Source organism: Saccharicrinis sp. 156 (genome assembly GCF_050589685.1).
Taxonomy (GTDB): domain Bacteria; phylum Bacteroidota; class Bacteroidia; order Bacteroidales; family Marinilabiliaceae; genus Saccharicrinis.
In genome coordinates this window covers 1-25,121 of the sequence record NZ_JBNGOS010000041.1, presented here as the reverse complement: position 1 = coordinate 25,121, position 25,121 = coordinate 1, and the positions used below count along the sequence as shown (strand labels likewise).

17 protein-coding genes are annotated in these 25,121 nt (G+C 40.2%); 11 read left to right on the top strand and 6 right to left on the bottom strand.

Features of this window, described 5'->3' with window-relative positions; translation table 11 throughout:
• Positions 1–8: 8 nt before the first annotated feature.
• From ACRD64_RS20880 to feoB, 4 genes are all read right to left on the bottom strand, one after another.
• The gene (locus ACRD64_RS20880) at positions 9–2,225 is read right to left on the bottom strand and encodes a TonB-dependent receptor (protein WP_430935705.1); all 2,217 of its coding nucleotides are present in this window, start codon (positions 2,223–2,225) and stop codon (positions 9–11) included.
• A gap of 68 nt (positions 2,226–2,293) precedes the next feature.
• On the bottom strand, positions 2,294–2,785 hold the full coding sequence (locus ACRD64_RS20875; RefSeq protein ID WP_430935703.1) for a hypothetical protein: 492 nt from the start codon (positions 2,783–2,785) through the stop codon (positions 2,294–2,296).
• A 47-nt stretch (positions 2,786–2,832) separates the two neighbouring features.
• Positions 2,833–3,042 (bottom strand): FeoB-associated Cys-rich membrane protein, encoded by a 210-nt coding sequence (locus ACRD64_RS20870; RefSeq protein WP_430935701.1) that lies wholly within the window; start codon positions 3,040–3,042, stop codon positions 2,833–2,835.
• A 6-nt stretch (positions 3,043–3,048) separates the two neighbouring features.
• A complete protein-coding gene (gene feoB / locus ACRD64_RS20865; RefSeq protein ID WP_430935699.1) occupies positions 3,049–5,553 on the bottom strand; it encodes a ferrous iron transport protein B in 2,505 nt (834 codons plus the stop codon).
• Positions 5,554–5,864: 311 nt separating this feature from the next.
• Here feoB and ACRD64_RS20860 point away from each other — a divergent pair, with 311 nt between their 5' ends.
• The 5 genes from ACRD64_RS20860 (at position 5,865) to sprA (ending at position 16,610) form a co-directional block, all read left to right on the top strand.
• Positions 5,865–6,650, top strand: coding sequence for a hypothetical protein (locus ACRD64_RS20860; RefSeq protein WP_430935697.1), 786 nt, complete (start codon positions 5,865–5,867; stop codon positions 6,648–6,650).
• A gap of 6 nt (positions 6,651–6,656) precedes the next feature.
• Positions 6,657–6,965, top strand: coding sequence for a thiamine-binding protein (locus ACRD64_RS20855; RefSeq protein ID WP_430935695.1), 309 nt, complete (start codon positions 6,657–6,659; stop codon positions 6,963–6,965).
• A 435-nt stretch (positions 6,966–7,400) separates the two neighbouring features.
• Entirely contained in the window at positions 7,401–8,444 is a 1,044-nt protein-coding gene (thiL, locus tag ACRD64_RS20850) for a thiamine-phosphate kinase (RefSeq protein WP_430935693.1), read from the top strand.
• 100 nt (positions 8,445–8,544) lie between these two features.
• Positions 8,545–9,126, top strand: coding sequence for a Holliday junction branch migration protein RuvA (ruvA, locus tag ACRD64_RS20845; RefSeq protein WP_430935691.1), 582 nt, complete (start codon positions 8,545–8,547; stop codon positions 9,124–9,126).
• Positions 9,127–9,173: 47 nt separating this feature from the next.
• Positions 9,174–16,610: a cell surface protein SprA gene (gene sprA / locus ACRD64_RS20840; protein ID WP_430935689.1), complete on the top strand. Its 7,437-nt coding sequence runs from the start codon at positions 9,174–9,176 to the stop codon at positions 16,608–16,610.
• A gap of 389 nt (positions 16,611–16,999) precedes the next feature.
• Here sprA and ACRD64_RS20835 read toward each other — a convergent pair whose 3' ends face one another.
• Positions 17,000–17,467 (bottom strand): Dps family protein, encoded by a 468-nt coding sequence (locus ACRD64_RS20835; RefSeq protein WP_430935687.1) that lies wholly within the window; start codon positions 17,465–17,467, stop codon positions 17,000–17,002.
• Between the two features lie 178 nt (positions 17,468–17,645).
• Between ACRD64_RS20835 and ACRD64_RS20830 the strand changes: the two genes are divergently transcribed.
• The 5 genes from ACRD64_RS20830 to ACRD64_RS20810 all read left to right on the top strand — a co-directional run bounded on the left by ACRD64_RS20830 (position 17,646) and on the right by ACRD64_RS20810 (position 21,606).
• Positions 17,646–18,593, top strand: coding sequence for a hydrogen peroxide-inducible genes activator (locus ACRD64_RS20830; RefSeq protein WP_430935685.1), 948 nt, complete (start codon positions 17,646–17,648; stop codon positions 18,591–18,593).
• A gap of 203 nt (positions 18,594–18,796) precedes the next feature.
• A complete protein-coding gene (locus ACRD64_RS20825) occupies positions 18,797–19,588 on the top strand; it encodes an O-methyltransferase (protein ID WP_430935683.1) in 792 nt (263 codons plus the stop codon).
• A 229-nt stretch (positions 19,589–19,817) separates the two neighbouring features.
• Positions 19,818–20,531 carry an ABC transporter ATP-binding protein gene (locus ACRD64_RS20820; RefSeq protein WP_430935681.1) on the top strand — a complete coding sequence of 238 codons (714 nt, stop codon included), beginning with the start codon at positions 19,818–19,820 and terminating at the stop codon, positions 20,529–20,531.
• 219 nt (positions 20,532–20,750) lie between these two features.
• Positions 20,751–21,311, top strand: a complete 561-nt coding sequence (locus ACRD64_RS20815) for a cob(I)yrinic acid a,c-diamide adenosyltransferase (protein ID WP_430935679.1) — start codon at positions 20,751–20,753, stop codon at positions 21,309–21,311.
• 73 nt (positions 21,312–21,384) lie between these two features.
• On the top strand, positions 21,385–21,606 hold the full coding sequence (locus ACRD64_RS20810) for a DUF2795 domain-containing protein (RefSeq protein ID WP_430935677.1): 222 nt from the start codon (positions 21,385–21,387) through the stop codon (positions 21,604–21,606).
• A 63-nt stretch (positions 21,607–21,669) separates the two neighbouring features.
• On the opposite strand, the gene ACRD64_RS20805 is transcribed toward ACRD64_RS20810, so the two are convergent.
• Positions 21,670–22,584 carry a glutaminase gene (locus tag ACRD64_RS20805; protein ID WP_430935675.1) on the bottom strand — a complete coding sequence of 305 codons (915 nt, stop codon included), beginning with the start codon at positions 22,582–22,584 and terminating at the stop codon, positions 21,670–21,672.
• Positions 22,585–23,079: 495 nt separating this feature from the next.
• Here ACRD64_RS20805 and ACRD64_RS20800 point away from each other — a divergent pair, with 495 nt between their 5' ends.
• Positions 23,080–24,984 (top strand): RecQ family ATP-dependent DNA helicase, encoded by a 1,905-nt coding sequence (locus tag ACRD64_RS20800; RefSeq protein WP_430935673.1) that lies wholly within the window; start codon positions 23,080–23,082, stop codon positions 24,982–24,984.
• Positions 24,985–25,121: the final 137 nt, after the last annotated feature.

Below are 25,121 nucleotides of genomic sequence, written 5' to 3'. Positions count from 1 at the left end.
GTCGATTATTATTCTTTACTCAAGTTATACTTTATGCCAACATACACCATTCCTCCATAAAGAGGTCCCCATATCCTACTGGCATCAAACTCATTGCCAAAAGGGTTCTCGGGTGCAATAATCGCATCGTTCTGCGTATAATCCCCAATGTTTTCGCCACCCACATAAAAACTCCAGTTCCGATAGTTCTTGGTTATCTGTGCCAATAATACCACGTAGTTTTCTGAACGGTTCGGACGGCTGTTGGCTTCGGAGTTGGTTGCCGTTGAAGGTAAGCGTTGGTTGCCATTAAACTGAGCCGTCAGATCAAATTGCCACTTGTCCAGATTGGTTCTGTACGAACCACTCAATAGCCCTTTGTATTTGTTCACAAAAGGAACATCGTCTTTCTTTCCGTTGAAAGTGCTTTGAACATCATTCTGACGATAGGCAGCTGTTAGGTCGAAACGGGGAAACAACTCATAGGCCGCTTCTACCTGAAATATGTTGGAGTATGATTCTCCATCCAGGTTGTAGAAATGAACTTCGTTGCTGTTCTGGTCAAGGTCAACTACCAATTGATTATTAAAGTCGGTACGATAAAACTCTAGGTTGAGATTTAATTTTCTTTCGCCTAAGGGAATCTCGTTTACCAAGCTGATGCCATAGTTCCACGCTTCCTCTTGCTTTATTTCTTCATCAAAAGAAAAGACCTTTGAACTGGCCAAAAAGTTGGAGTTTTCGCTAATGGCATCTGCGGTTCTGTATCCTTTTCCCGCACTGGCTCGCAAAGTTATTGATTCGGATATGTTGTATTTTGTGTGTATGCGAGGTGTAAAGAAACCTTCATGTATACTACTGTGATCGTACCTTAGTCCAGCCATCAATGAAAATTTTTCATGCGGGATGAAATTGTATTCCGCAAATATTCCTGGTGTGGTTTCCTGATAACCCACGTTATTTTTACTGCCGTTAAAAATAGCATCGTTATCATCATATACCAGGCTTACTCCGGTGTTGTATGTATGTCTGGTATCACCTACATACGACTGATAAATAAAGTTGGCATAAACGTTTTGCTGGGTTACATCAAATGTATTGTGGCCATAAAACGATGTTCTGTCAAAGTAATTGTACGATAGGATTGTCCCGAAACTTGTTCCTTCGCGTTGAAAAATAAATCCGTTTTTTGCATACGCATTGAATCTTTCAACATCTATTCCAATTCCATACGACGATTGGGCAGCCTGAGGTATTTCGTGATTATAATTCTTTTGCCCCCCTTCTCTATTTTCATTGATATACGAAAACCCAAATTTTGATGACAAAGATTCAGAATCATAATTCCATTGATTCATAAAAGTTCCCATTTTAGTCTTGGGTTTGTCCAGGAAACCGTCATCGTTCAAGTCCATTTCCCTAAAATTGCCGCTACCTTGCGCCATAATCGATGTGCTCCATTTGTCACTTAAATCAAAAGCGTATCCAAAGGTGGTTTCTACTTTCCCATCTTGGTTTCCGTAGGTGTAAAAATGAAATTTTTCGTCACCTGAGGGTTCTTTTAGCTGTATGTTTATTTGGCCGGTCATCGACTCGTAACCGTTTTTAACAGCAGCAGAACCTTTAGAAACCTGCAAACCATCCATCCAGGTACCCGGAATATATTCCATGCCAAAGGCTGATTCCGCACCGCGCAGAATAGGGATGTTGCCTAGGGTCAACTGCGAATATCTTCCCGAGAGGCCAAGTAGTTGAATTTGCTTTACGCCAGAAACCGCATCGGCATAAGCCACATCAACAGAGGCATTGGTTTCGAAACTCTCTGAAAGGTTGCAGCACGCGCACCTCTCCAGTTCTTTTTGACTTACGTTTTGAACGTATAGAGGGCTTAATTTGGAGATAGTTGTATTGGCTCGTCGATATGTCACCGTTACTTCTCCCAAAGCTTCGCCTTGATTTAAGAATACAGTAAGTGGCCTGAAACTATCCTCTACCGAAATCGTGTCGTTTTGATATCCCACATAGCTAAAAACCAATTGCAGGTGTTGGCTGTCGGGTTGGTTTATTGCAAACAAACCTTTTTCGTTTGTAATAGTGCCATAGGTGGTTCCAGCCCAGTACACGTTCACGCCAAATAGCGGAACGGATTTATTGTCTTTTTTTTCCAGTACTTTCCCTTTGATATTTCCGGCATGTGCCGATAAGGATATGAGTACTGAAAAAACAATAATATGTAATTTTTTCATAACCGTAATATTTTTATTAAATACGTCTGCAGTTCAAGTCCAATAAAGACTTTCGTCTAATAAAAATATTAGCAAGCGATTTTTAAGGAGTGAAGCAAGGTAACCAGTTTTTTTCCGGAAGCAAAGGCGATAGGGATCTCAGCAGGGAGCTCCTTTAATAAGCCAGTGTATATGAACGAAGTACGAATGTAATCTACCTGTATGGGTGCATCGGTATTAAACAACAATAGGGCTATGGGACGCGGTGTTGATTGTCTATCCGGAAAATTGTATTCACTTTTTATTTTAACCGTCTTTTGGTCGCTCCGGTGATTTTTACAACAACCATCTTCGGTATTTTCCGAATGGTTACAACAGCTGTCTGTATGCTGATGGGTATGGTTTAGGGCTTGTGCATTTTCTGCGCAGAGCTCTTGCGTTGAATCCAGGTACATGGAGTATACTACCTTGTTAGCATACTGACAATAGTGATAAAAGAGAACCATTCCACTTGTGCTTAACAGAAAAAGGCACAGTGTGATAATGGCAACAATCCGTGTATTTGTCTCTTTTAATATCATGAATACAAAGTAAGTGCTTTCCTATGAGCAATTGTGTTAATAAGCTGTTAATGGTTTGGACGATACAAGTGTATGGGTTTAATTTTATTTTGTTGAACTTGTTTAAGTAAATCTGTTTTAGCACTACATCCCCCGCATGTCCCGGCGCAATCAGATGGTTTATCCTGGTATGCACTCCAAATGGATTTTCCAAGAGAAAAGGCGGTATAGCCAAAAGCTCCTGCAACACTTATCCACATTAATATTTCCTGTACCATAATTTTTTAATTAAATAATAATGACCCTCCCTGATAAACTATAAACGATAAGAGCCACGCTAAACCGGTGGTGTAAAATATGGTAAATACCGCCCATTTCCACGAACCTGATTCACGTCGTATGGTGGCTATAACTCCAATACATGGGAAATACACCAAAATAAATATCAAGAAGCTAAATACAACCAAAGGTGTAAACGAAGCATTCCCCTCTTCATCGGAGGCGTTTTGAATGTTTTTTATTAATCCCGATTGTTCTCCTTCCGGGGAATAAGATCCGGAATGATATATTACCGCCATGGTGCTAACAACTACTTCCTTGGCGGCAACGCCACTTAATATGCTTACACCCATTTTCCAGTCAAAACCCAACGGTTCAATTGTAGGTTCAATAAACTTGCCTATCCTTCCTATATACGAAGCCTTTTGCTTTTCCTTATGCTTCAGGGTTTGCAGGTTGTTGATATTAGTTGTTATCTCTTTATGTAAACGTAATTGAGTGGCGTTAAGTTCTGCTTGGGATGGAAGTTGTTCTTGTTTAAGCTGTAGTTCGCTAATTTTTTGATCGTAGTTTTGCGAATATTCCACGTCTCTGGGGAAATTCTGTAAAAACCATATAATGATGGACGCCATCATTATGATACCGCCTACCTTTTTTAAATATTGGACTCCCTTGTTCCACATATGTCTTATGGTAGAACGTAAGGTCGGCATCCGGTAAGGTGGAAGTTCCATGACAAACGGCACATCCTTCTCGCGAAACAAAAACTTACGGAAAAGTTTGGCAACAATAATGGCTAGTACGATACCCAAACCGTAAATGCCAAATAATATGGTTCCTGAATGCTCGGGGAAGAATGCGCCAATAAATAATATATACACTGGAAGTCGGGCACTGCACGACATAAACGGGTTAACCAGCATGGTAATTAGCCGGTTATTCTTGTCCTCGATGGTTCGGGTGGCCATTATAGCAGGGACATTACAGCCAAATCCCATGATTAACGGGATAAATGATTTACCGTGCAGTCCCATTTTGTGCATTAGCTTGTCCATAATAAAAGCGGCACGGGCCATATAGCCTGTATCTTCCATAAAGGAAATAAAAAAGAAAAGGATAAGAATGTTTGGCAAAAAAACAACCACACCTCCCATGCCACTGATGATTCCATCAATAAGCAGGTCTTTGAATGGCCCTGCGGCTATAGTTTTATCCAATAGCTCCATCAGTGCCCCAACGCCTTTCTCAATCCAATCCATTGGGTATTGTCCCAAAGAAAATGTGCTTTGGAACATCAGCCACATAAAAAAGAAAAAGATTGGAAACCCGAACAATTTATGCGTGATAAAGGTATCTACAACTTCCGATTTACGAACCCTTACTTTCGGTGATTCTTGGTACGTCTCCCTTAATGCACCAGCAATAAAACCATATTTAGCGTCCGTAATCAGCGTTTCGCAGTCGTCGCCAAGTTCTGTTTCAACTTTATTTATGATGGCTTTGTTTTTAGTTTTCAGTTTCTCGAACTCGCCATTGCTCAATAGATTAGAGCAAAAATACTTGTCCTGCTCGAGCATCTTGAGGGCTATGTATCTAGGCGAGATGTTTTTGGGCAGATCAAAGTCTGGGAAAACTTCAGACTGAAGTTTCCATAAGGCTTTTTCCAACGTCTGGCCATAATGGATAGAAACCCTTCGCTGGCTAACGCGGGTATCTTCATAAATTTCAATAGCCTTATCAAACAAATCTTCTATTCCCTGGCGTTTGGAACTGACGGTTGGTATGAATTGGATACCCAGCATCTCGCCTAATTCATCATGTTTAAAGGTGTCGCCTTTCTTATTGAGCTCATCATACATGTTTAAAGCAGCCACCACCTTTACATCCATATCTATTAATTGGGTGGTCAAAAGAAGATTTCGCTCAAGATTGGAAGAATCAATTACATTGATTATAATGTCGGGCGTTTGTTCCATAATATGTTTTCGAACAAACAGTTCCTCGGGCGAATAGGCCGAAAGGGAATAGGTTCCCGGTAAATCCACAATGTTAAAGGTGTATCCATTGTGCTCGAACTTGCCTTCCTTTGAATCAATGGTAACGCCGCTGTAATTGCCAACGTGCTCTTTGCCACCGCTTACATAGTTGAATAAGGTTGTCTTTCCGCAGTTAGGATTACCGACAAGCGCAACGTTAATTGATTTTCTGCGCTTCATAGCCGATTCTCTAAGAACCTCGTCGCTGATGGTGCCTTCGAATGGTGTAGCAGTAATTTTTTTGGCTTCCTCTTTCGAGATTACTTCCACCAGTGACGCTTCGCTTCTGCGCAGCGAAACCTTATAGTCCATTATCTCATATTCAATAGGGTCTTTTAAAGGAGCGTTTTTTACCACTTTAACTTTTTTGCCCTTCACAAAACCCATTTCAATAATGCGTTTTCTAAAAGCGCCAAAACCCTTAACTTTTACAATGACTGCTTCCTGGCTTGTATGTAGTTCCGATAAATTCATGTAATGTTTAACTCAAACTTCGTGAATTTGATGTTAGCAAATGTATAGGTAATATATAGTATGCCCAATCCCTATAATTAGGGATTTTTATTAATACGTGTTAAGAATAACAAAGAGAATTAGGATTCGTTTACTATTTTTGTAGCTTCGTAATTCCAAAAAGCAGGAAGCCGGTATGAACATAGTATGTTGATAGGCCATTTAAAAAAGCAAATATTAAAAGCAATACCCCTAGATTGCAAGAATTAAAGGAAGGCAAAATCCGAATTGGTTTTGACTTTTCCAAGTTAGGGATTTCTAATACTAAAAGGATGGGACAGGATATAGAATTCAATCAGGTTTATAACAAAATCCAGGAACTGATAAAAAGTGGTAAAAACAATATTTCAGTGCTGGAAGAGCAGGTAGACGTAGAGCTGCAAATGGAATATTTTGAAATATCCAAAAGGTTGTATAAAGACTTAGACAAAGAATCGGTTATTGTTGAAAAGGATGACTTGCTTGATGAGAATGTAAGTATAGAACGGAAAAAGGAATTGTTGTCGTCATTAGCCAAATTAGATAACCCGGAGGCATATAGGGTTCTGGAAGCTTACAAAGCGAATCCTGACGAGGGGTTGGTGCAATGGTCGAAGCTTGCTTATCAGGAATCAAAGATGGTATTGGAAACATCCTTGTTGGGGGAAGCGCCTATTTTTATATCAACAGGATTGGGTGGTCAAGGAAGTAACTTACGTTATTTTATAGTCCTGGTGGCCAACGAAGGGGTCGTATTGAAGGATTGGCAGATGGAGTTGGTGAAAAAAGAACTCGACTTTACTGTTGGAAAGAATCATGGACTTGTTGAGGAAGTTCAAACCGAACCCGATTTGTTTGTAATTTCAGCGCTACTGCCAATCGAAAAAAACATTAAGGATATTCTGTCTGTGGTTGTAAAGGAGTGCAATGAGATAGGGAATTTCTTAAGGGACTCGTTTATAGTTACGAATGTTAAAAAGTTGGAACTCGATGAAATCAGAGTTATGATTGCCGAATCTAAACCAATTGAAGAAGAGGGTATTGGAAATGTCAATGATGACGAACTGGAAAACATATAATAAACAATGGATTATTTAAATCAAAATAAGGTAAATGTGGCGGTGCAGGTATTGCCTGTTTCCAAAAATAAGGAATCGTACGATATAGTGGATAGCGCCATAGAGGTAATTCAAAAGTCAGGCGCTAAGTATGTGGTAACCCCTTTTGAAACGGTAATGGAAGGTCAATATGATGATTTGATGAAGGTGGTTAAAGATGTGCAGAATATTTGCTATTCGGCAGGTGCGGAAAAAGTGATGTGTTACGTTAAAATTCAATCGGTGGCCCAAACGGATGTCACCATTGATGATAAAATAGGTAAATATTCGGATTAGTATGCGCGACCCTCACTGATTAGGGGGCCTTGGAGGGATAAATAGTTTTTAACCCGGATGATGTATTGTAGGTTCGTCATGAGCATGGCAAGTACAATAAAACAAGGCATTACTGAAACGAGGCATCACTTGTCCTGATTACTTTCGGGAGTATCGTTCTGGTGAGTTGAAATGATGCAACGAAGTGTCTTGTTTTAAAGTAATTTCAATGTGTCATAGAATTTCTAATGCATATTGCGGGTTAAATGTGTTTTTGCATGACTCATCCAAAAAATAACACCGCCTAAAAAAGCTCAGTCTCCATAATCCTCATTGTAATACCTATTAACAAAATTCTTTGTCGCCCACTTTTTTTATTAATTTTGCACGCTCAAGAACAATAAGGTAGTAGAATGCTTATACGTTCCCATAACTATTAGTTAACGACATTATTATATGAGCGACAATAAAGAGCTGAGCCTGGCGAGTTTGGGCGAATTTGGTTTGATAGACCACCTGACCAGTCAGATAGAAATCAAAAATGAGAGTACCGTAAAAGGTGTGGGTGATGATGCCGCTGTCTTGGATTATCAGGGTAAACAAACGGTGGTCACCACGGATCTGCTGCTTCAGGGAATTCATTTTGATTTAGTGTATACTCCGTTAAAACATCTTGGTTACAAGGCGGTAATGGTGAACCTGAGCGATGTATACGCCATGAACGCCACCCCAAAGCAGATTACAGTTTCAATAGGTGTAAGCTCAAAGGTTACATTACCCTTTTTAGAACAGTTGTACGAAGGCATTAAATTGGCTTGCGAAAAACACCATGTCGACTTGGTAGGAGGGGACACTTCTACTTCGCTAACAGGTTTAACTATCAGTGTAACAGCGGTTGGAGAAGCTGATAAAGACGATATTGTATACCGTAGCGGAGCAAAACCCAACGACTTGATTTGTGTTACTGGCGATCTGGGTGGCGCCTATATGGGCTTGCAGTTACTGGAAAGAGAGAAGCGGGTGCACGAAGGAAATGCAGCGGTTCAACCCGATTTGTCGGGGTACGATTATATACTGGAACGTCAGCTGAAGCCGGAGGCACGTAAAGATGCGGTTGAGTTTTTAAGAGCCATAGGGGTTAAACCGACAGCTATGATAGATATTTCGGACGGACTGTCGTCTGAGATCCTGCATATTTGCAAGCAATCAAATACCGGATGCCGTATTTACGAAAATAAAATTCCTATCGACCATGCGACATCTTTAATGGCTGAGGAAATAAATATGAATCCGACAGTTGCTGCATTAAACGGTGGTGAGGATTATGAATTGTTGTTTACTATCTCCATGGAGGATTACGAAAAATTCTCGAAAGAAACCGACTTGAAAATATATACTGTCGGCCATATCACCGAAGAAAGCAAAGGGAGATTTTTGGTAACCAATGGAGACCAGGAAGTGGAATTGCAGGCACAAGGGTGGAACATGGGCAGACACTAGTCAACAGTATTCAGTATATATGATATCCGATATGCTCATCATTGATCGCTGCAAGAGTGCTAAGCCATAACTAACCAATAACCGTTAACCGATAACTGAAATGTACGAATACATAAAAGGCCATATTGTAGAATCAAGTCCGGCACATTGTGTGGTGGAAAATAATGGATTGGGATATTTCATTAATATCTCTGTCAATACATATACCAAGCTTCAGAACCAAAAGGAGATTCAACTATACGTGTACGAGCAGATTCGAGAAGATGCACATAATCTTTATGGGTTCTACGAAACTTCTGAGCGTAACATTTTCATCCATTTGATTTCGGTAAGTGGTATTGGTGCTAATACAGCCCGCATGATGCTTTCGTCCATGTCTCCGGGAGAAATTCAGGAAGCCATTCTTACCGGTAATGTAAATGTGCTAAAAGGTATCAAGGGAATCGGAGCCAAAACAGCACAAAGGATTATTGTGGACTTGACCGACAAGTTAGGCAAAGAACCTGTTGACCAAAAAATATTTACCGAAGCAAACAATACAATAAAAGATGAGGCGTTATCTGCTTTAGTGATGTTAGGTTTTGTGAAAGGAAGCGCACAAAAAGTAATTGATAAAATATTAGCGGCACAACCTAATAGTAAAGTGGAGGACGTGATTAAAAAATCACTAAAAATGTTATAGGATTAGCCTAGGCGAAAAAGCTGCTCAAACCAATAGTAACCAGTACGATGCAAAAAAACTTTAACAAAGTTTTTCCATATATTTTAGCCGGTGTATTAGCACTCATATTAATGGTTGGCACAGGTTTTACTGATGCCCGTACCAATGATTTGAACGGGGAAGGTGTCAATGCTTTCATTCAACAGCCGGACACGCTAAAAAAAGGTACCCGTTTTGAACCCATCCAAAAAGAAAGCAACAATCCCTTTTTGGATCTGTCCCAACAAAAAGCCATAGATCTCCCCGATCCCGAAAATCTGCAATATATTACGGAGTATGATCCCAATACAGGTAAGGTTTATTTGTACCGAAGGATTGGTAATATGAACGTTAGGTTGCCATACTCCATGACTCTGGAAGAATATTTGGACGAGGAAACACGGAAGTCTATGATATCGTATTGGGAGACCAGGGCAAGCGCAGTGGACGAAAATGGTAAGTTTAGTATTTTTAATCCTGATGCAGTCCTTGGTGCTGAACTGGATAATCTTTTTGGTAGTAACCTGATAAACATTAAGCCACAAGGTACAGCCGAACTAACAATTGGTATATCCAATAATAAAACCGAAAACCCAACATTACAAGAAAACCTCAGGAACACAACGACTTTTGATTTTCAGGAGAAAATTCAGATGAATATTCAAGGTAGTATTGGCGACAAGCTTAAGCTTGGAATCAATTATAATACCGAGGCTACCTTTGAGTTCGAAAACGAGATGAAACTGGAGTATGAGGGTAAGGAAGATGATATCATTCAATCTATCGAGGCCGGTAATGTTTCCTTGCCTTTGCCTGGTACGCTTATTACGGGTAGCCAAAGTCTGTTTGGAGTGAAAACAGACTTGCAATTTGGCAAACTGAACGTAACCTCCATTTTTTCGCAACAAAAAGGGGAAACTTCGGTCATGGATATTGAGGGAGGTGCCCAGCAGCAGGAGTTTGAACTTGCCATTAATGAGTACGACAAAAACAGGCACTTCTTCCTATCTAACTATTTTAGGGATTTGTATAACGATGCCCAAAAGTACTACCCTATGGTTTCAAAAATAAACGTGAGCCGTGTGGAAGTATGGATTACAAATCGTGCAGGAGATTATGATGAAGCAAGGGATATTCTTGCTTTCATGGATATTGGGGAAACAGGAGGAAATTTATATAACACCACAGAATGGGGAACTGCAGCTTCTAACGCCCCGGATAATGATGCCAACGGATTGTACAGTAAAGTAACAAGTACGTACAGTGCGGTTAGGGATGTGAATCAGGTTACCCAGGTGTTCAACAGTGCAAACCTGGTCAGCGGAAGAGACTACGAAAAAATAGAGAATGCGAGATTGCTTTCTTCCTCGGAATATACGATTAACAGTAAATTAGGATTTATCTCGCTGAATATGTCACTAAATGCGGATGAAGTGTTAGCCGTGGCTTATGAGTTCGATTTTAACGGGGAAACTTTCCAGGTAGGTGAATTTGCCGGTGATGGTGTCGAATCTGACCAAACGCTGTTCTTAAAGATGCTGAAAAGTACCAACCTTACACCATCTGTTAAGCCAACCTGGGATTTGATGATGAAAAATATTTATGCCATTGGAGCTTATCAGGTGAATAAGGAGGACTTCCTTTTTGATGTGGTTTATGTAGATGATTCAACTGGTGCATACATTAATTATTTTCCTGAAGAAGGGCCTTTTGGAACTGGGGATGAGCTAAAACTGTTTTTGGATATCATGGAATTGGATAAGTTAAACTCCGTTTACGACCCTATTGCCGATGGTACCTTTGATTATATTGAAAGCCAAACCATATATGCTCAAAACGGTAGGGTAATATTCCCGGTTTTGGAGCCGTTTGGTACGCATTTGAACGATCTGTTACAGGGGTATCCCGACCTACAGGAGAAATATGTGTATCAGTCACTCTACGATTCTACACAAACACTGGCCACCCAGGAAGCCGAAAAAAATAAATTCCGATTAGCGGGTTCGTACAAATCAAGTAGCGGAAGTGAGATTTCTTTGAACGCACAAAATATTCCGCAAGGTTCGGTTATTGTAACTTCAGGAGGTATTAAACTGGTCGAAAATGTAGATTATACGGTTGATTACTCCTTTGGTACGGTTAAAATCATTAACCAGGGATTGTTAAGTAGTGGCTCGCCTATTCAGGTATCCTTGGAAAGCCAGAGTTTGTTTAACCTTCAGACCAAAACCCTGATGGGAACCCACATGAACTATCAGTTCAACGAGGATTTCAACGTGGGAGGTACTATCATGCATCTAAGAGAAAGGCCTCTGACCCAAAAAGTAAGTATCGGCGACGAACCTATCGCCAATACCATTTACGGATTTAATACCTCTTATTTTAGCGAGTCACAATGGCTGACCAACGTGTTAAATGCCATACCTTTACTGCAGGTTAAAGAACCTTCCAGTATTTCGTTTGAAGGCGAGTTTGCGCAGTTAATACCTGGCCATCCCGATGTGATTGAAGATGAAGGGGAGGCATACATCGATGATTTCGAGGGAACCAAGATTTCCATTGATATGCGCAACTGGACAGCCTGGAGTTTGGCGAGTACCCCGCAAGGACAAGATGTGTTCCCGAATGCCGGACTAATAAATGATTTAAGTGCAGGTTATCATCGGGCCAAAACAGCTTGGTATATAATCGACCCTCTTTTTTCACGGGAAAACACATACACACCAAGTCATATCCGAAACGATCTGGAACTGCAATCGAATCATTTCTCCAGAGAGGTGTATATTGAGGAATTGTTTCCCGATCAGGATGTGGCCTATGGGACTCCCACAAATATCTCGGTTTTGAACCTGGCCTACTATCCAAAAGAAAGAGGGCCATATAATTTCGATACTAATTTAGAGGAAAATGGCGATTTGGCCGAGCCGGAAACGCGTTGGGGAGGCATTCAGCGCAGGGTAGAAACAAGTGACTTTGAAGCGGCGAACATTGAGTTTATCGAATTCTGGATGATGGACCCATTTGTATATAATCAAAATCCGGAAAAGGCCGGTGATTTATATTTTAACCTGGGTAATATTTCGGAGGACGTATTGAGCGATTCCAGGAAGTTCTTTGAACAAGGTATGCCGGGAGTGGATGGAGGCACAGACGTTGATACCACGGCCTGGGGACTTGTTCCTACGGTACAAAGTTTGATCAGCGCATTTAGTAATGAGGCGGATTCCAGGATAAAACAAGATATTGGTTTGGACGGTTTGACCAGTGAACAAGAAAGGACTTTTTACGAAAGTTATATCAATGAGATTGAGAACCTGAGGGCCACAGGTTCTATTACCGAAGAAGCGTACAACAACATTATAAATGACCCATCGGCGGATAACTACCATTATTACAGAGGTAGCGATTTTGATACTGATGAAGTAAATATCCTCGATAGATATAAAAACTTTAATGGCCCTGAGGGTAACTCTGTACCTTCTGAATATTCTCCCGAGTCGTATTCTACAGCTGCCATCTCATCACCTAACCAGGAAGATATCAACAGCGATAACACGCTGAGCGAAAACGAAAGCTATTTTCAGTATAAGGTACACCTCGACCCAAATGATATGACCGTGGGCAATAACTATATTGCAGATATTAGAGAGGCAGACGTTGAATTAGCAAACAGCACCACCGAAACCGTTAAATGGTATCAGTTTAGAATTCCGATATCCATACCGGATACAACGGTGGGTAGCATAGAAGATTTACGTTCGGTCAGATTTATGAGAATGTTCTTGCATGGTTTCCAGGATACCACAATTCTTCGGTTTGCAACTTTGGATTTAGTGAGGAGCGAATGGCGCAAATACTCTAATGATTTGGCTGAAACAAATGAAACGGTTTTAGCAAGTGATCTGACGACGTTTGAAACGGGAGCGGTTAACATAGAGGAAAATGCAAGCAGGTCACCTGTCAACTATGTTTTGCCGCCGGGGATAGATAGAATCATAGATCCTGCAAACCCCCAGTTAAGGGAGTTAAACGAGCAGTCAATCACTTTAAAGGTGACTGATATTGCCAAGAATGATCGACGTGCCGTATATAAAACCCTGAATTTGGATATGCTGCAGTATGGTCGATTAAAAATGGAGGTACATGCCGAGGAGTTTGAAGGAGAAGAGGGAAGCGTGGGCGACAATAACGTAAGGGCGTTTATCCGGATGGGTACCGATAGTAAAAACAACTACTATGAGTATGAGGTGCCCTTGGAAATGACGGCTCACGGAGCTACAGATGATGAGGAGGTCTGGCCAGAGAACAACCGTTTCGATTTTGCGCTCAGTGAACTTACAGACGCCAAGATAAAACGTAACAGCCAAACGGTAACAAGTGTGAACGAAGTATATATAACAAAAGACCAAGATAACAACAGAAACTGGGTTAAGGTGAAAGGTAATCCTAACCTAAGCAATATCCGCACCATTATGATCGGAGTAAGAAGCGTGGAGGACGATAAACTGGTTTCCTTTGAAACCTGGTTTAACGAATTGCGCCTAACCGATTTTAACGAAGAAGGAGGATGGGCAGCCAATGCGCGGATGAATATTAAATTATCGGACCTGGGTAACCTGTCGTTGGCTGGTAATACTTATACCACGGGTTTTGGAAGTATCGATAAAACGGTGTCGGAACGAAGCCAGGAAGATTTCTATCAATACGATATAGCCACTAACCTTGAGCTGGGTAAGTTTACTGGAGCCAAGTCGCGTTTGTCAATTCCTTTCTATTACGGGCACTCCAAGGAAGTAGCCACTCCCGAATATTATCCGCTGGATCCGGATATTAAGTTAGATGATGTTCTAGACAATGCCGAAGATGAAGCGGAAAGGGACAGTATTAAAAGGCTGTCGCAGGATGTGGTGACGCGGAAGAGTATCAACTTCACCAATGTACGCCTCAAACCCAAGGGCAACAAATCAAAAATATACGATGTGTCCAACTTAACGGCTACATACGCCTATAATATTACCACGTCGCGCGATGTTAATACCGAAGAAAAAATTGACAAGGATTACAGGGGCGTGCTATCGTATAATTTTAACAATCGACCTAAGGTGTTCGAACCCTTTAAAAAGAGTAAGGCCTTAAATGGAGAAGCATTAAAAATCATAAAGGACTTTAACTTTTATTTGATGCCTACGCAGATTTCGTACCGTAACGAAATAATTAGGAATTATACACAGCAACAACTCCGAAATGTGAATAACCCAACTTTTAAAATCCCAATATCAATCAGCAGGGACTTTAACTGGAACCGGTATTTCGACCTGAGGTACAACCTGACCAAGTCGTTGAAATTCGATTTTAATTCAACGACCAATGCCCGAATAGATGAACCGCTGAGTGTGTTGGTAGTTGATAAGGATTTAAAGGATGAATATGAACATTGGAAAGACTCGGTGATGTCCAATATTATGAATGGGGGACGGGTGACGAATTACCAGCACAATTTTAATGTAAGCTACAAATTGCCGGTCAATAAACTACCATATTTAAATTGGACTAGTTCAACTATTCGATATAGCGGCATGTATCGTTGGGAAACGGAACCACAAACCACCGATGGATCTATTGAGTGGGGTAACACAATTAGCAACTCCAACAATGTTCAGGGATCGGTGCAGTTGAATTTAAAAACACTTTATAACCGGTCAAAGTATTTAAAAGATCTCTCCAGAAAATATGGGGGCAGCAGCAGGAATCAGAAAAAGACTAGCAAGAAAACGGTTAGGTACAACAATGACAGAATCGACCTCAAAAAAGGAGTGCCTTATATCGTTAACCACAAGTTGAAGACAGAGGAAACGAGGCTTAGAGTGTACGATGCCAACGGAAGAACAGCCAGGGGGAAATCCAATAAAATCGACCAAAACAAAACCGAATTTATTCCTGATGCGGATTATAAGAATGCCAGGGTAATGGTTACGGGAACAAAAGAGGATAAATCAACGGTATTGGGAACCATAGTTGATTATTCGGCACTGCTTGCCACAGGTATTAAAAATATAAATTTGAATTATACCGAAACCAATGGTACTATATTGCCAGGTTACCTGCCATCATCTAAATTTATGGGTACCTCTTCTTTCAATGGGTATAGTGCACCAGGGTATGGCTTTATAGCAGGATGGCAAGATAGAGACTTTGCAAAGGATGCGGCGGAAAAGGGTTGGCTTACCACCGACACCATTAATCAAGCCTATGTGATGACGCATCAAGAGGATTTTACCGTTAAGTCCACCATTGAACCCATTCCCGGTTTGAGGATAGATCTTAGTGCCAACCGCAGGTACTCCAACAATATGAACGAGTATTATATGGCGGATGGTGGAGGGTTTAATGCGTCCAACATGCGCGAGAATGGTAGTTTTACCATGACTTTTAATATCATTAATACTGCTTTTGAAAAAGTAAGTAAAACAGGAACCTACGAATCGGAGACGTACAATAAGTTTTTGGAGAACCGACAAATTATTGCAGAAAGGTTGGCAAGCACACGTGTAGGAGCAACGGATATTCAGGGAGCCACGTTTGAAGATGGTTCGTTTAAATATGTGGGGCAAAATGATACATATTCCGCAGCTTGGGAAGAGGAAGACAGAAGTGGGGTCAACGGTTATGATTTAAATTCACAGGATGTTTTGATTCCTGCTTTTTTAGCTGCCTACAGTGGAAAGGATGCGAACAACATGTTCACCGATTTATTCCCTAATCTATTGAAAATGCACCCCAATTGGAGGGTGTCTTATAATGGTTTGTCAAAAATAAAGGTCCTCAAAAAATATGTTAAATCGTTTGATATATCACACAGTTACCGATCTACCTATAATGTTGGATCGTATGTTACCAATAGCGACTATAGCGAGGATGCTTCGGGCATTAGTTGGGTTAGGAATATTCAGGATGATTTTGTTTCGCAGTACCAGGTGAATTCAGTATCGCTTAGCGAGATGTTTACTCCGCTTATTGGTTTTAATATCACGTGGAAAAACAATATCACAACCAAATTTGAGAGTAAGCGTACGCGTACCATAAACCTTAGCTTAAGTAACAATCAAATTATCGAAAATCACAACAACGATTTAATTATTGGAGTAGGTTATCGTTTCGACAAGATGGACATGATTCTGGGAAGCAGGAGGGGCGCCAAAAAGTTGTCGAGCGACCTGGATTTAAGATTGGATTTCTCCATTAAGGACAATATTGCAATTTTCAGAAGAATAGAGGATGGGGTAAACCAGCTTACTTCGGGAAGAAAAATTAATACCTTAAAATTGACTGCGGATTATGTGCTTAGCGACCGATTTAATATGCAGGTGTTTTACGATAGAGCAGTTACCTCACCTTATATTTCGAGCTCTTACCCTACAACTAACAGTAACTTCGGAGTTAGTTTTAGATTCTCATTAACTCAATAAACAAAAACACGTTGTTCTTGTCACAAGAACAACGTGTTTTTGTTTACGCTAGTTTTTGTCGATACGAGTAGACTTTTAACCCGCACTATGCATTAGAAAATCTATTACACATTGAAATTGTTTCAAAACAAGACACTCCGCTGCTTCACTTCAACTCACCATAACGATGCTTTGCCTCGTTTCAGTAAAGCCTGGTTTTATTGCACTTTCAATGTTCACGACGAAGTTCTAATGCATAATCCGGGTTTAATAATGTTTTGATCAGAAAAGTCAACTCATAGAAACTTAGTCCTTAATTGACAATGACTTCTGTCCATTAGCGATTGACTGGTTTAGGTCGACAGGTATCAGGTTTAATATTGGTTTTTACTTCCTTTAGCAGGAAGTTATTATTTCAAATAAGAGTTAAGCATCCAAAGCGTTTTTTCCGTTTCCGAAATATAATCGCTCATCAACGAAATTGTTCCTTCGTCATCAGCATCGCCGGCAAGTGCCAGTATCTCACGCTCTAGTCCTACCAATGTTGAGAAGTTTCGAACCACCACCTGAACGGCCTGAACTCCTTCGCTTATCCCTTTGGCCTCTTCCAGCGTTGAAGTTTGAATATAGGTGCTGAATGTATGTAGCGGTTCTCCTTCAAGAGTTAGTATTCGTTCTGCAATCTCATCTATCTTTTCTACGGCATCATTATAGTACTCTTCAAACTTGGCATGTAACTCAAAAAATGCTTTTCCTTTAATGTTCCAATGAAACCCTCTTAGGTTTTGGTAAAATATCTGATAGTTGGCTAATAACTCGTTTAATCTGTCTGCTAAAACTGCTGCTTTTACTTTGTCTAAACCAATTAAATTTTTCATGATATTATAAATTTTAGTTATTAATATTGATTGTTATTTTGAATTCTCTTTATATTACACCTCAAAGATGAAACAAATACATATATCAATCAAATTGATTGTATGTATGTATTTATAGATAAAGTTTATATGTATTGATTATGATTGACATACATAACCTTAAGAGATCAAAAAAAGTATGATTACGATTACGCAGTTAGAATACGTTGTAGCAGTGGATACCTACCGGCACTTTGTTAAAGCCAGTGAAAAATGTTTTGTTTCGCAACCCACGCTAAGCATGCAGATAAAAAAGCTGGAAGATGAATTGGATGTGATGATTTTTGACCGTTCCAAACAACCGGTTGTCCCTACTCAGATTGGTGAGGTAATTATTGAGCAGGCCAGAAAGTCGCTTGCCGAAAACAAGCGAATTTATGAATTGGTCAAGGAGCATAAAGATGTGGTGGAAGGTGAGTTGGTGATTGGCATTATTCCTTCGCTGGCACCTTATCTATTGCCGTTGTTTGCGGGGTCTTTCTCCCGGGAATACCCGAATGTCAAGCTTAAGATAATGGAATTGCTCTCGGAAGATATTATCGGCCAGTTAAATAAGGATTTGTTGGATGTAGGGTTGCTGGTAACTCCACTACATGAAAATGGAATCCAAGAAAAAACCATTTTTTATGAGCGTATGTTTTTATATGTTAATAATAAGCATCAGTTGGCCCCAAAGTCAAAGGTAGAGCCGGCCGAAATAGCAGGAGAGGGCTTGTGGTTGCTGAGTCAAGGACACTGTTTCAGGAGCCAGGTGGTAAATCTTTGTTCTTTTCACGACAAAATAAAAAATGAAATATCTATTAATTACGAAAGCGGTTCGTTGGAAACCATCAAAAAACTGGTGGAGAAAGAGGGAGGATATACCTTGCTGCCTGAATTGTCTATTGATGATAACGTATTAAACAACCGATATGCGCAGGTGAAAAATATTGGGGAGAGTGATCCGTTGCGTGAAGTGAGTATGGTATATTCGCGTACTTTTGCCAAGCAAAAACTGTTGAACTTATTGTACGAACACATCAAAATGTCTATCCCGGAGCATCTGCTCAACCAAACCGACGGTCATATAGTGGAATGGCGAAATTAAGCCGTTTCAGGACACCTACCGCTACATAAAGATATTTAACAGATAGTGAAGATTTAGGGGTTTAAATATTATTTTAGGGATCATTGGCTTTCTCCGAAAAATTCAACCTATGACGAAGTACCCGACAGGTACTTATGTTTTTTTAATGTTTAATACTTTGTGCCCATGTCATTTCAACTATCTTCGCATCCAAATTTTATCCTGTGAACTGGTTTCAAGCTAAAGCATACTTAAAATATATTTTTAAGAAAAAACATTGGAGAGAAGGCGATTTTATATCCTCTGTTGCCAGGGATATTGCTCATTTCATTATCTACAACAATTACCCTTTTTACCGTTTTGAGGATATCAACGACATTAGAAATGATGTACTGCAATCGAAGCAAAAGGTTGAAGTAAGGGATTTTGGAGCTGGTTCAAAAAAGTTCAGGAGTAACCACCGCGCCCTTCGTCATTTGGTTAAATATAATGCATCGCCACAAAAACAAGGAGAACTTATTTTTCGCTTTGCAAGTTATTTCAAGCCCAATAATATAATTGAGTTAGGAACCTCGCTGGGATTGGGAACAATGTACCTTGCCTTGCCTAATTCTCAAACCAAAGTATATACCATTGAAGGCTGTCCTAAAGTTTCCAATATAGCTAATCGGCTTTTGGGCTGCGCTGGGGCCAATAATGTAATTCAACATGTAGGCCCCTTCCGGGAGGAATTGCCTAAGGTGTTAGCCTCGGTTGATCAGGTAGGAATGGTGTACTTCGATGGGCACCACGCTTATCAGCCTACCCTGGATTATTTTCATTTATGCTTGCCCAAAGCAACAGAAGCGTCAGTATTTATTTTCGACGATATATATTGGTCCAGGGAAATGGCCAAGGCATGGAATGAAATCAGTGCTCATCCTTCAGTTTCACTCTCTTTTGATTTTTTCAGGTTTGGTGTTCTGGTATTGAACGTACCTCACGTCGAAGAGCATTGTGTAATAAAAAGTATTTGAGCGGTCATTTGTGCCTATTGGTTATAATCTTTTAACCCGGATTATCATTCGGCTGAAGCAACGAAGTGTCTTGTTTTGTGGTTATTTCGATATGTGATACCAGCCAGCAGGCAAGCTGGTATTTCCTGATGTATATGTATGGTTCAACCCGAACAATAAATATTCAAATCATTCTCCACATCAACCATAAAAAATTATCTTTGTTATAACCAAAAGGAGCATATTACCTATGAATGAGAATATCATCGAAATCAGTAGAATCACCAAACATTACCAGGTAGGAACACAAGTTGTTAAGGCTTTACAGGGTATCGACCTGGAGATTAAAAAAGGTGAATACGTCGCTATTATGGGGCCGTCAGGTTCCGGTAAATCCACGTTAATGAACGTTATTGGTGCTTTGGATACACCTACGGGAGGGACATACGTGTTAAACGGAACCGATGTGAGCCATTTGAACGACGATAAATTGGCCGAAATCAGGAACAAAGAAATAGGTTTTGTGTTTCAAACGTTTAATTTGTTGCCAAGATATTCTGCGCTTGAAAATGTGATGCTTCCGCTGATTTATGCAGGCATCTCAAAACAAGAGCGATTAAAAAAAGGAGAGGATGTTGTCAGGAAAGTTGGATTGGAAGACCGAGCCGCTCACAAACCCAATGAGCTTTCGGGCGGGCAGCGCCAGAGGGTTGCCGTTGCCAGAGCATTGATAAACAATCCCTCCATCATATTGGCCGATGAGCCAACCGGTAACCTGGATTCGAAAACATCGGTTGATATTATGCGCTTGTTTGGGGATATCCATTCCATGGGTAACACCATCATTTTAGTAACGCACGAAGAGGAAATAGCCCAATATGCACACAGGGTTATTCGATTACGTGACGGTGTAATTGAATCAGATACTAAAAATGAAAACATTTCGGTATCCGAAATGTTATAGAAATCTTGAAATAAACCATTAAATTATAGTGGTGTCAGTTGGAGCTATTTGTGCAACAGGGCGCGATTTGCAAATAAATTGATTGCAGGTGCCTTGTAAATAAGTTTATTGTTTTTGATCTAAAGCCCAATGATCCATTTAATGTTCGAGATATAATAATTGATCTTGCTTTCCGTCGTTAATAGGTGGTAGGTTCCGGTAATGGATAATATATATGACATGAGTAAAAGTTTAGTTTATACAAAAACAGGTGACAAAGGAAAAACCAGTTTGATAGGTGGCACGCGAGTTGCAAAAAATCACTACAGGCTCGAAGCTTATGGAACGGTTGATGAGTTGAATACTTTTATTGGGATGATTCGTTCCTATGAAGTGGATAAGGCGACAGAAAATCAAATTATCGATATTCAGAAAAAATTGTTTGTGATAGGGGCCTATTTGGCAACAGATTCCAATGTTACAGACTTGAGGGACAAGTTGAATTACGACGAGAGCATTATTGAAGCCCTGGAGAAGGAAATGGACAGGATGGAAAGTGATTTACCTCCTATGAAGTACTTTGTTCTGCCGGGAGGTCATCCCGGCGTCAGTTATTGCCATATTTCAAGAACGATTTGCCGAAGGGCTGAAAGAAGAATTCTTGACATGGCAGATCAATCCGAAGTGAACCCTTGGGTAATTAGGTACGTAAATAGACTTTCGGACTATTTGTTTGTTTTATCGCGTCATTTGTCAAAACATTGCGGTGTAAATGAAATTCCTTGGGTTCCCGAGTTGTAGGTTATTACTTTTTTTTTATATTCGCAGAAAATATAAAAATATATTTAACAAATAATAAATAAAAATTCAGGGTATGTATTGGACACTAGAATTAGCATCAAAATTAGAGGATGCACCCTGGCCGGCATCTAAGGACGAGTTAATCGATTTCGCAATTCGTTCGGGGGCACCATTAGAAGTTATTGAAAATCTTCAGGAGATAGAGGATGAAGGTGATCTATACGAAACTATTGAAGATATTTGGCCTGACTATCCTAGCAAGGATGATTTTTTCTTTAACGAAGATGAGTATTAACACATCAGGGACTTATGAGATTAAAAACGTCTTGGATTAATTATCTAAGGCGTTTTTTGTTTTTTAAAAGATAGAAGACTCTGTTTTTGTGGTATACGCTTCCAGAAATTTCATGCCTCGGTACGAATTGCCTTTGGCATTTAACTTAGGACTCCACACGGCTATGCTGTATTTATCAGGAAAGACAGCGATAATTCCTCCTCCTACGCCACTCTTGCCCGGAAGTCCTACCGTGAAGGAAAACTCACCCGATTCGTCATAAAAACCGCAAGTTTGCAACAAGGCATTCACTCTTTTTGCTTTGCTCATATTTAGGATTCGTTCGCCTTTTGTATTACGGAAATGGTCATCCGCCAAAAATAAAAACGTTTGTGCCAGCTCTTGGCAGGTCATTTCTAAAGAGCACATGGTAAAGTAAAAATCCAGCACTCTTTCGGGTTCGTTTAGCACGTTGCCAAACGATTTTATAAAGTTGCAGATAGCTATGTTTCTGTAACCCACCGATTTTTCCGATTTGGCAATGGAGAGGTTATAGTCGATTTTGTTATCGTTGTTAATCTCTCGTATAAAGCGCAGGAATTCTGCTTCAGGATTTTTAAACTCACCCACGAGCATATCGGCAATAACCAGGGCGCCCCCGTTGTTAAAGGGATTACGTGGTATACCTTTGTTCAGCTCCAGTTGTACCAGGGAATTGAAGGCCGTTCCTGAGGGTTCGACACCTACCCGCTCCCATATTTTTGACCCCCAGAGTTTAAAGGCCAAACTTAAGGAAAGTACCTTGGCAATACTCTGGATAGAAAATTGGGTATACCGGTCGCCAATGCCAAATTCCTGTTGGTCGATGGTAATAAGGTGAATTCCAAAGTTTTCCGGATCTACCTTGGCCAGTTCAGGAATATAGGAAGCTGCCTCTCCCTCGTCTTTTCCAGACTTAATTTGGTGGTAGGTATCGTTAATGATTTGCTGATAGGGCATAGCGAATAAATATGTATGGACTAATTACACCAATATCAGCAATAAAAAAAATGACGAATGTGGGAAAAAAGCATGAAAGATGGATTTTGTTTCCATGCATTAAAACCTGGATTATGTATTAAAGGTACGTAATGAGTATTTAAAATACGATAAAACAAGGAGTTGCTGAAACGAGGCATAGCACCGCTCTGGTGAGTTGAAGCAACTCCGTGAAACGCCTTGTTTGGAAGTAGTTTAATTGCGTAACAGGATTTCTAATGCATATTGCGGGTAAAATGGATCTGGTTAGTTAAGGCTTCATCAAAAAGCTTCGCTTTGTCTAATAGAGTTTGGACAGTCTCTTACCAAATGCAATAAGTCAGAATTGGTTGCTTCTTATCGTCAGTTAAATAATTTTGAAAATAGCGCGCTTTTCTAATTGTAACATATGAGTATATGTTATGTAACTATGGATTCCTGATATTTCTGTATCTTCGTTTTTTCAAACTATTCGCATTGGAAAAATACCTTCAAATATTAAAAAAATACTGGGGCTACGATGGTTTTAGAGCCATGCAGGATCAGATAGTGCAGGCTATAGGTGATGGTAAAGATACCTTGGGATTATTGCCAACAGGAGGTGGAAAGTCTATCACTTTTCAGGTTCCGGCAATGACCAAAGAAGGTATTTGTTTGGTGGTGACTCCGTTGGTGGCACTGATGAAAGACCAGGTAACTAATTTGCGAAAAAAGAATATTAAGGCAGTGGCTGTTTATTCGGGTTTAAGCAGGCGTGAAATTAATATTGCCTATGATAATTGTATCTTTGGGGATTATAAATTTTTATACCTATCACCCGAGCGCTTGTTAACTCCTTTGTTCCTGGAAAAGTTGGTGCATTTTAATGTGAGCATGATTGTGGTGGATGAGGCTCATTGTATCAGTCAGTGGGGATACGACTTTAGACCTTCTTATCTTAAAATAGCAGAACTACGAAAGGAAGTCCCCGGTGTTCCGGTATTGGCATTGACAGCTACCGCAACACCTCAAATAGTTGAAGATATTCAGGAACGCCTATTGTTCGCTAAGAAGAATGTTGTTCAGAAAAGCTTTGAGCGGGAGAATCTGGCCTACATTGTCCGTCAAACAGATGATAAATTAAATCAATTAGTCAAAATAGTAAAGTCTATTGACGGATGTACGATTGTTTTTGTTCGTAACAGAAAAAAGACCAAGGAATATGCCTTGTGGTTAAGGGAGAATGGTATCAGAGCCCATAACTTTCATGCAGGATTAACGCATGAATCAAAGGACAGGCGGCAGAAAGAATGGATGAACGATGAGGTGCAGGTGATGGTTTGTACCAATGCTTTTGGAATGGGGATTGACAAACCGGATGTTCGTCTGGTAGTTCATATGGATGCACCGGATTCTATAGAGGCTTACTTTCAGGAAGCAGGAAGGGCAGGAAGGGATGGTCAAAAAGCTTATGCGGTTCAGCTATGGTCAGCGGGGGATAAAACCAGGTTAAAGAAAAATGTTACCGTGTCGTTCCCTGAGAAAGATGTTGTTTTTAGGGTGTACAATGCCTTGGGTAATTTTTTTCAACTGGCGACCGGACATGGTGAGGAGATGGTGTACGACTTTGATATGGTACAGTTTTGTAAAGCCTACCATTTTAATTTGCTCACCGTTTTTAATAGCCTTAAAATATTGCAACGTGCCGGTTATATTGAATATAGCGAAGAGGTAAACCTGCCATCGCGGGCGCATTTTTTGGTTCAGAAGATGGAATTGTATAATTTTCAGGTGAAAAATGAACAGTTTAATTCCTTTATTAAACTGCTGTTGCGCTCTTATACAGGATTCTTTACAGAGTACGTGGTCATTAACGAACAGTTGCTGGCTCAGCGTGCCAACGTTTCCGTCGATTTGGTTTATCAGTATTTAAACAAGTTAAATCACCTTAAAATTATTCATTATATCCCCCAAAAAAAGACACCACTGATTCAATATATTCGCCCCCGCGAGGAAATCCGATATCTGAAGTTGCCCCATGAAGTGTATCGTGACCGTAAAAAACAATATGAGGAACGGGTGAAAGCTGTTATCGACTATTCTGAATTTTCCCATATATGCCGAAGTCGCTTTTTGCTTCATTATTTTGGCCAGATAAACACCAGGGACTGTGGCCAATGTGACGTGTGCATCGAAAAGAAGAAAAGAGGATTGGATAGCAAGCAGGCCGACGAAATTGAAACCAAACTAAAAGAAATTTTATCCAGCCCAAAATCCTATCATGAAATTGAGAATATAATTAAGATCCCCGAAAAAAAATGGCTGGATATTTTTAATTGGTTAGCAGATAATGAGATAATATATCCCGATGATCATGAAAAATGGCAACTGAAGAAAAGTTAAACCCGGATTATGTATTGGAGGTTCGTCATGAGCATTGCAAGAACAATGAAACAAGGCATAACTTGTCCCGATTACTTTCCATAGCCGTTAACTTAAGGGAACCTATTGGTACAAAAACACATACACAGACGGACTTC

Coding starts and splice junctions, on each gene's coding strand:
- ACRD64_RS20880 (WP_430935705.1), bottom strand. CDS start 2,225: ATGAAAAAATTACATATTATTGTTTTTTCAGTACTCATATCCTTATCG.
- ACRD64_RS20875 (WP_430935703.1), bottom strand. CDS start 2,785: ATGATATTAAAAGAGACAAATACACGGATTGTTGCCATTATCACACTG.
- ACRD64_RS20870 (WP_430935701.1), bottom strand. CDS start 3,042: ATGGTACAGGAAATATTAATGTGGATAAGTGTTGCAGGAGCTTTTGGC.
- feoB (WP_430935699.1), bottom strand. CDS start 5,553: ATGAATTTATCGGAACTACATACAAGCCAGGAAGCAGTCATTGTAAAA.
- ACRD64_RS20860 (WP_430935697.1), top strand. CDS start 5,865: ATGGGACAGGATATAGAATTCAATCAGGTTTATAACAAAATCCAGGAA.
- ACRD64_RS20855 (WP_430935695.1), top strand. CDS start 6,657: ATGGATTATTTAAATCAAAATAAGGTAAATGTGGCGGTGCAGGTATTG.
- thiL (WP_430935693.1), top strand. CDS start 7,401: ATGAGCGACAATAAAGAGCTGAGCCTGGCGAGTTTGGGCGAATTTGGT.
- ruvA (WP_430935691.1), top strand. CDS start 8,545: ATGTACGAATACATAAAAGGCCATATTGTAGAATCAAGTCCGGCACAT.
- sprA (WP_430935689.1), top strand. CDS start 9,174: ATGCAAAAAAACTTTAACAAAGTTTTTCCATATATTTTAGCCGGTGTA.
- ACRD64_RS20835 (WP_430935687.1), bottom strand. CDS start 17,467: ATGAAAAATTTAATTGGTTTAGACAAAGTAAAAGCAGCAGTTTTAGCA.
- ACRD64_RS20830 (WP_430935685.1), top strand. CDS start 17,646: ATGATTACGATTACGCAGTTAGAATACGTTGTAGCAGTGGATACCTAC.
- ACRD64_RS20820 (WP_430935681.1), top strand. CDS start 19,818: ATGAATGAGAATATCATCGAAATCAGTAGAATCACCAAACATTACCAG.
- ACRD64_RS20815 (WP_430935679.1), top strand. CDS start 20,751: ATGAGTAAAAGTTTAGTTTATACAAAAACAGGTGACAAAGGAAAAACC.
- ACRD64_RS20810 (WP_430935677.1), top strand. CDS start 21,385: ATGTATTGGACACTAGAATTAGCATCAAAATTAGAGGATGCACCCTGG.
- ACRD64_RS20805 (WP_430935675.1), bottom strand. CDS start 22,584: ATGCCCTATCAGCAAATCATTAACGATACCTACCACCAAATTAAGTCT.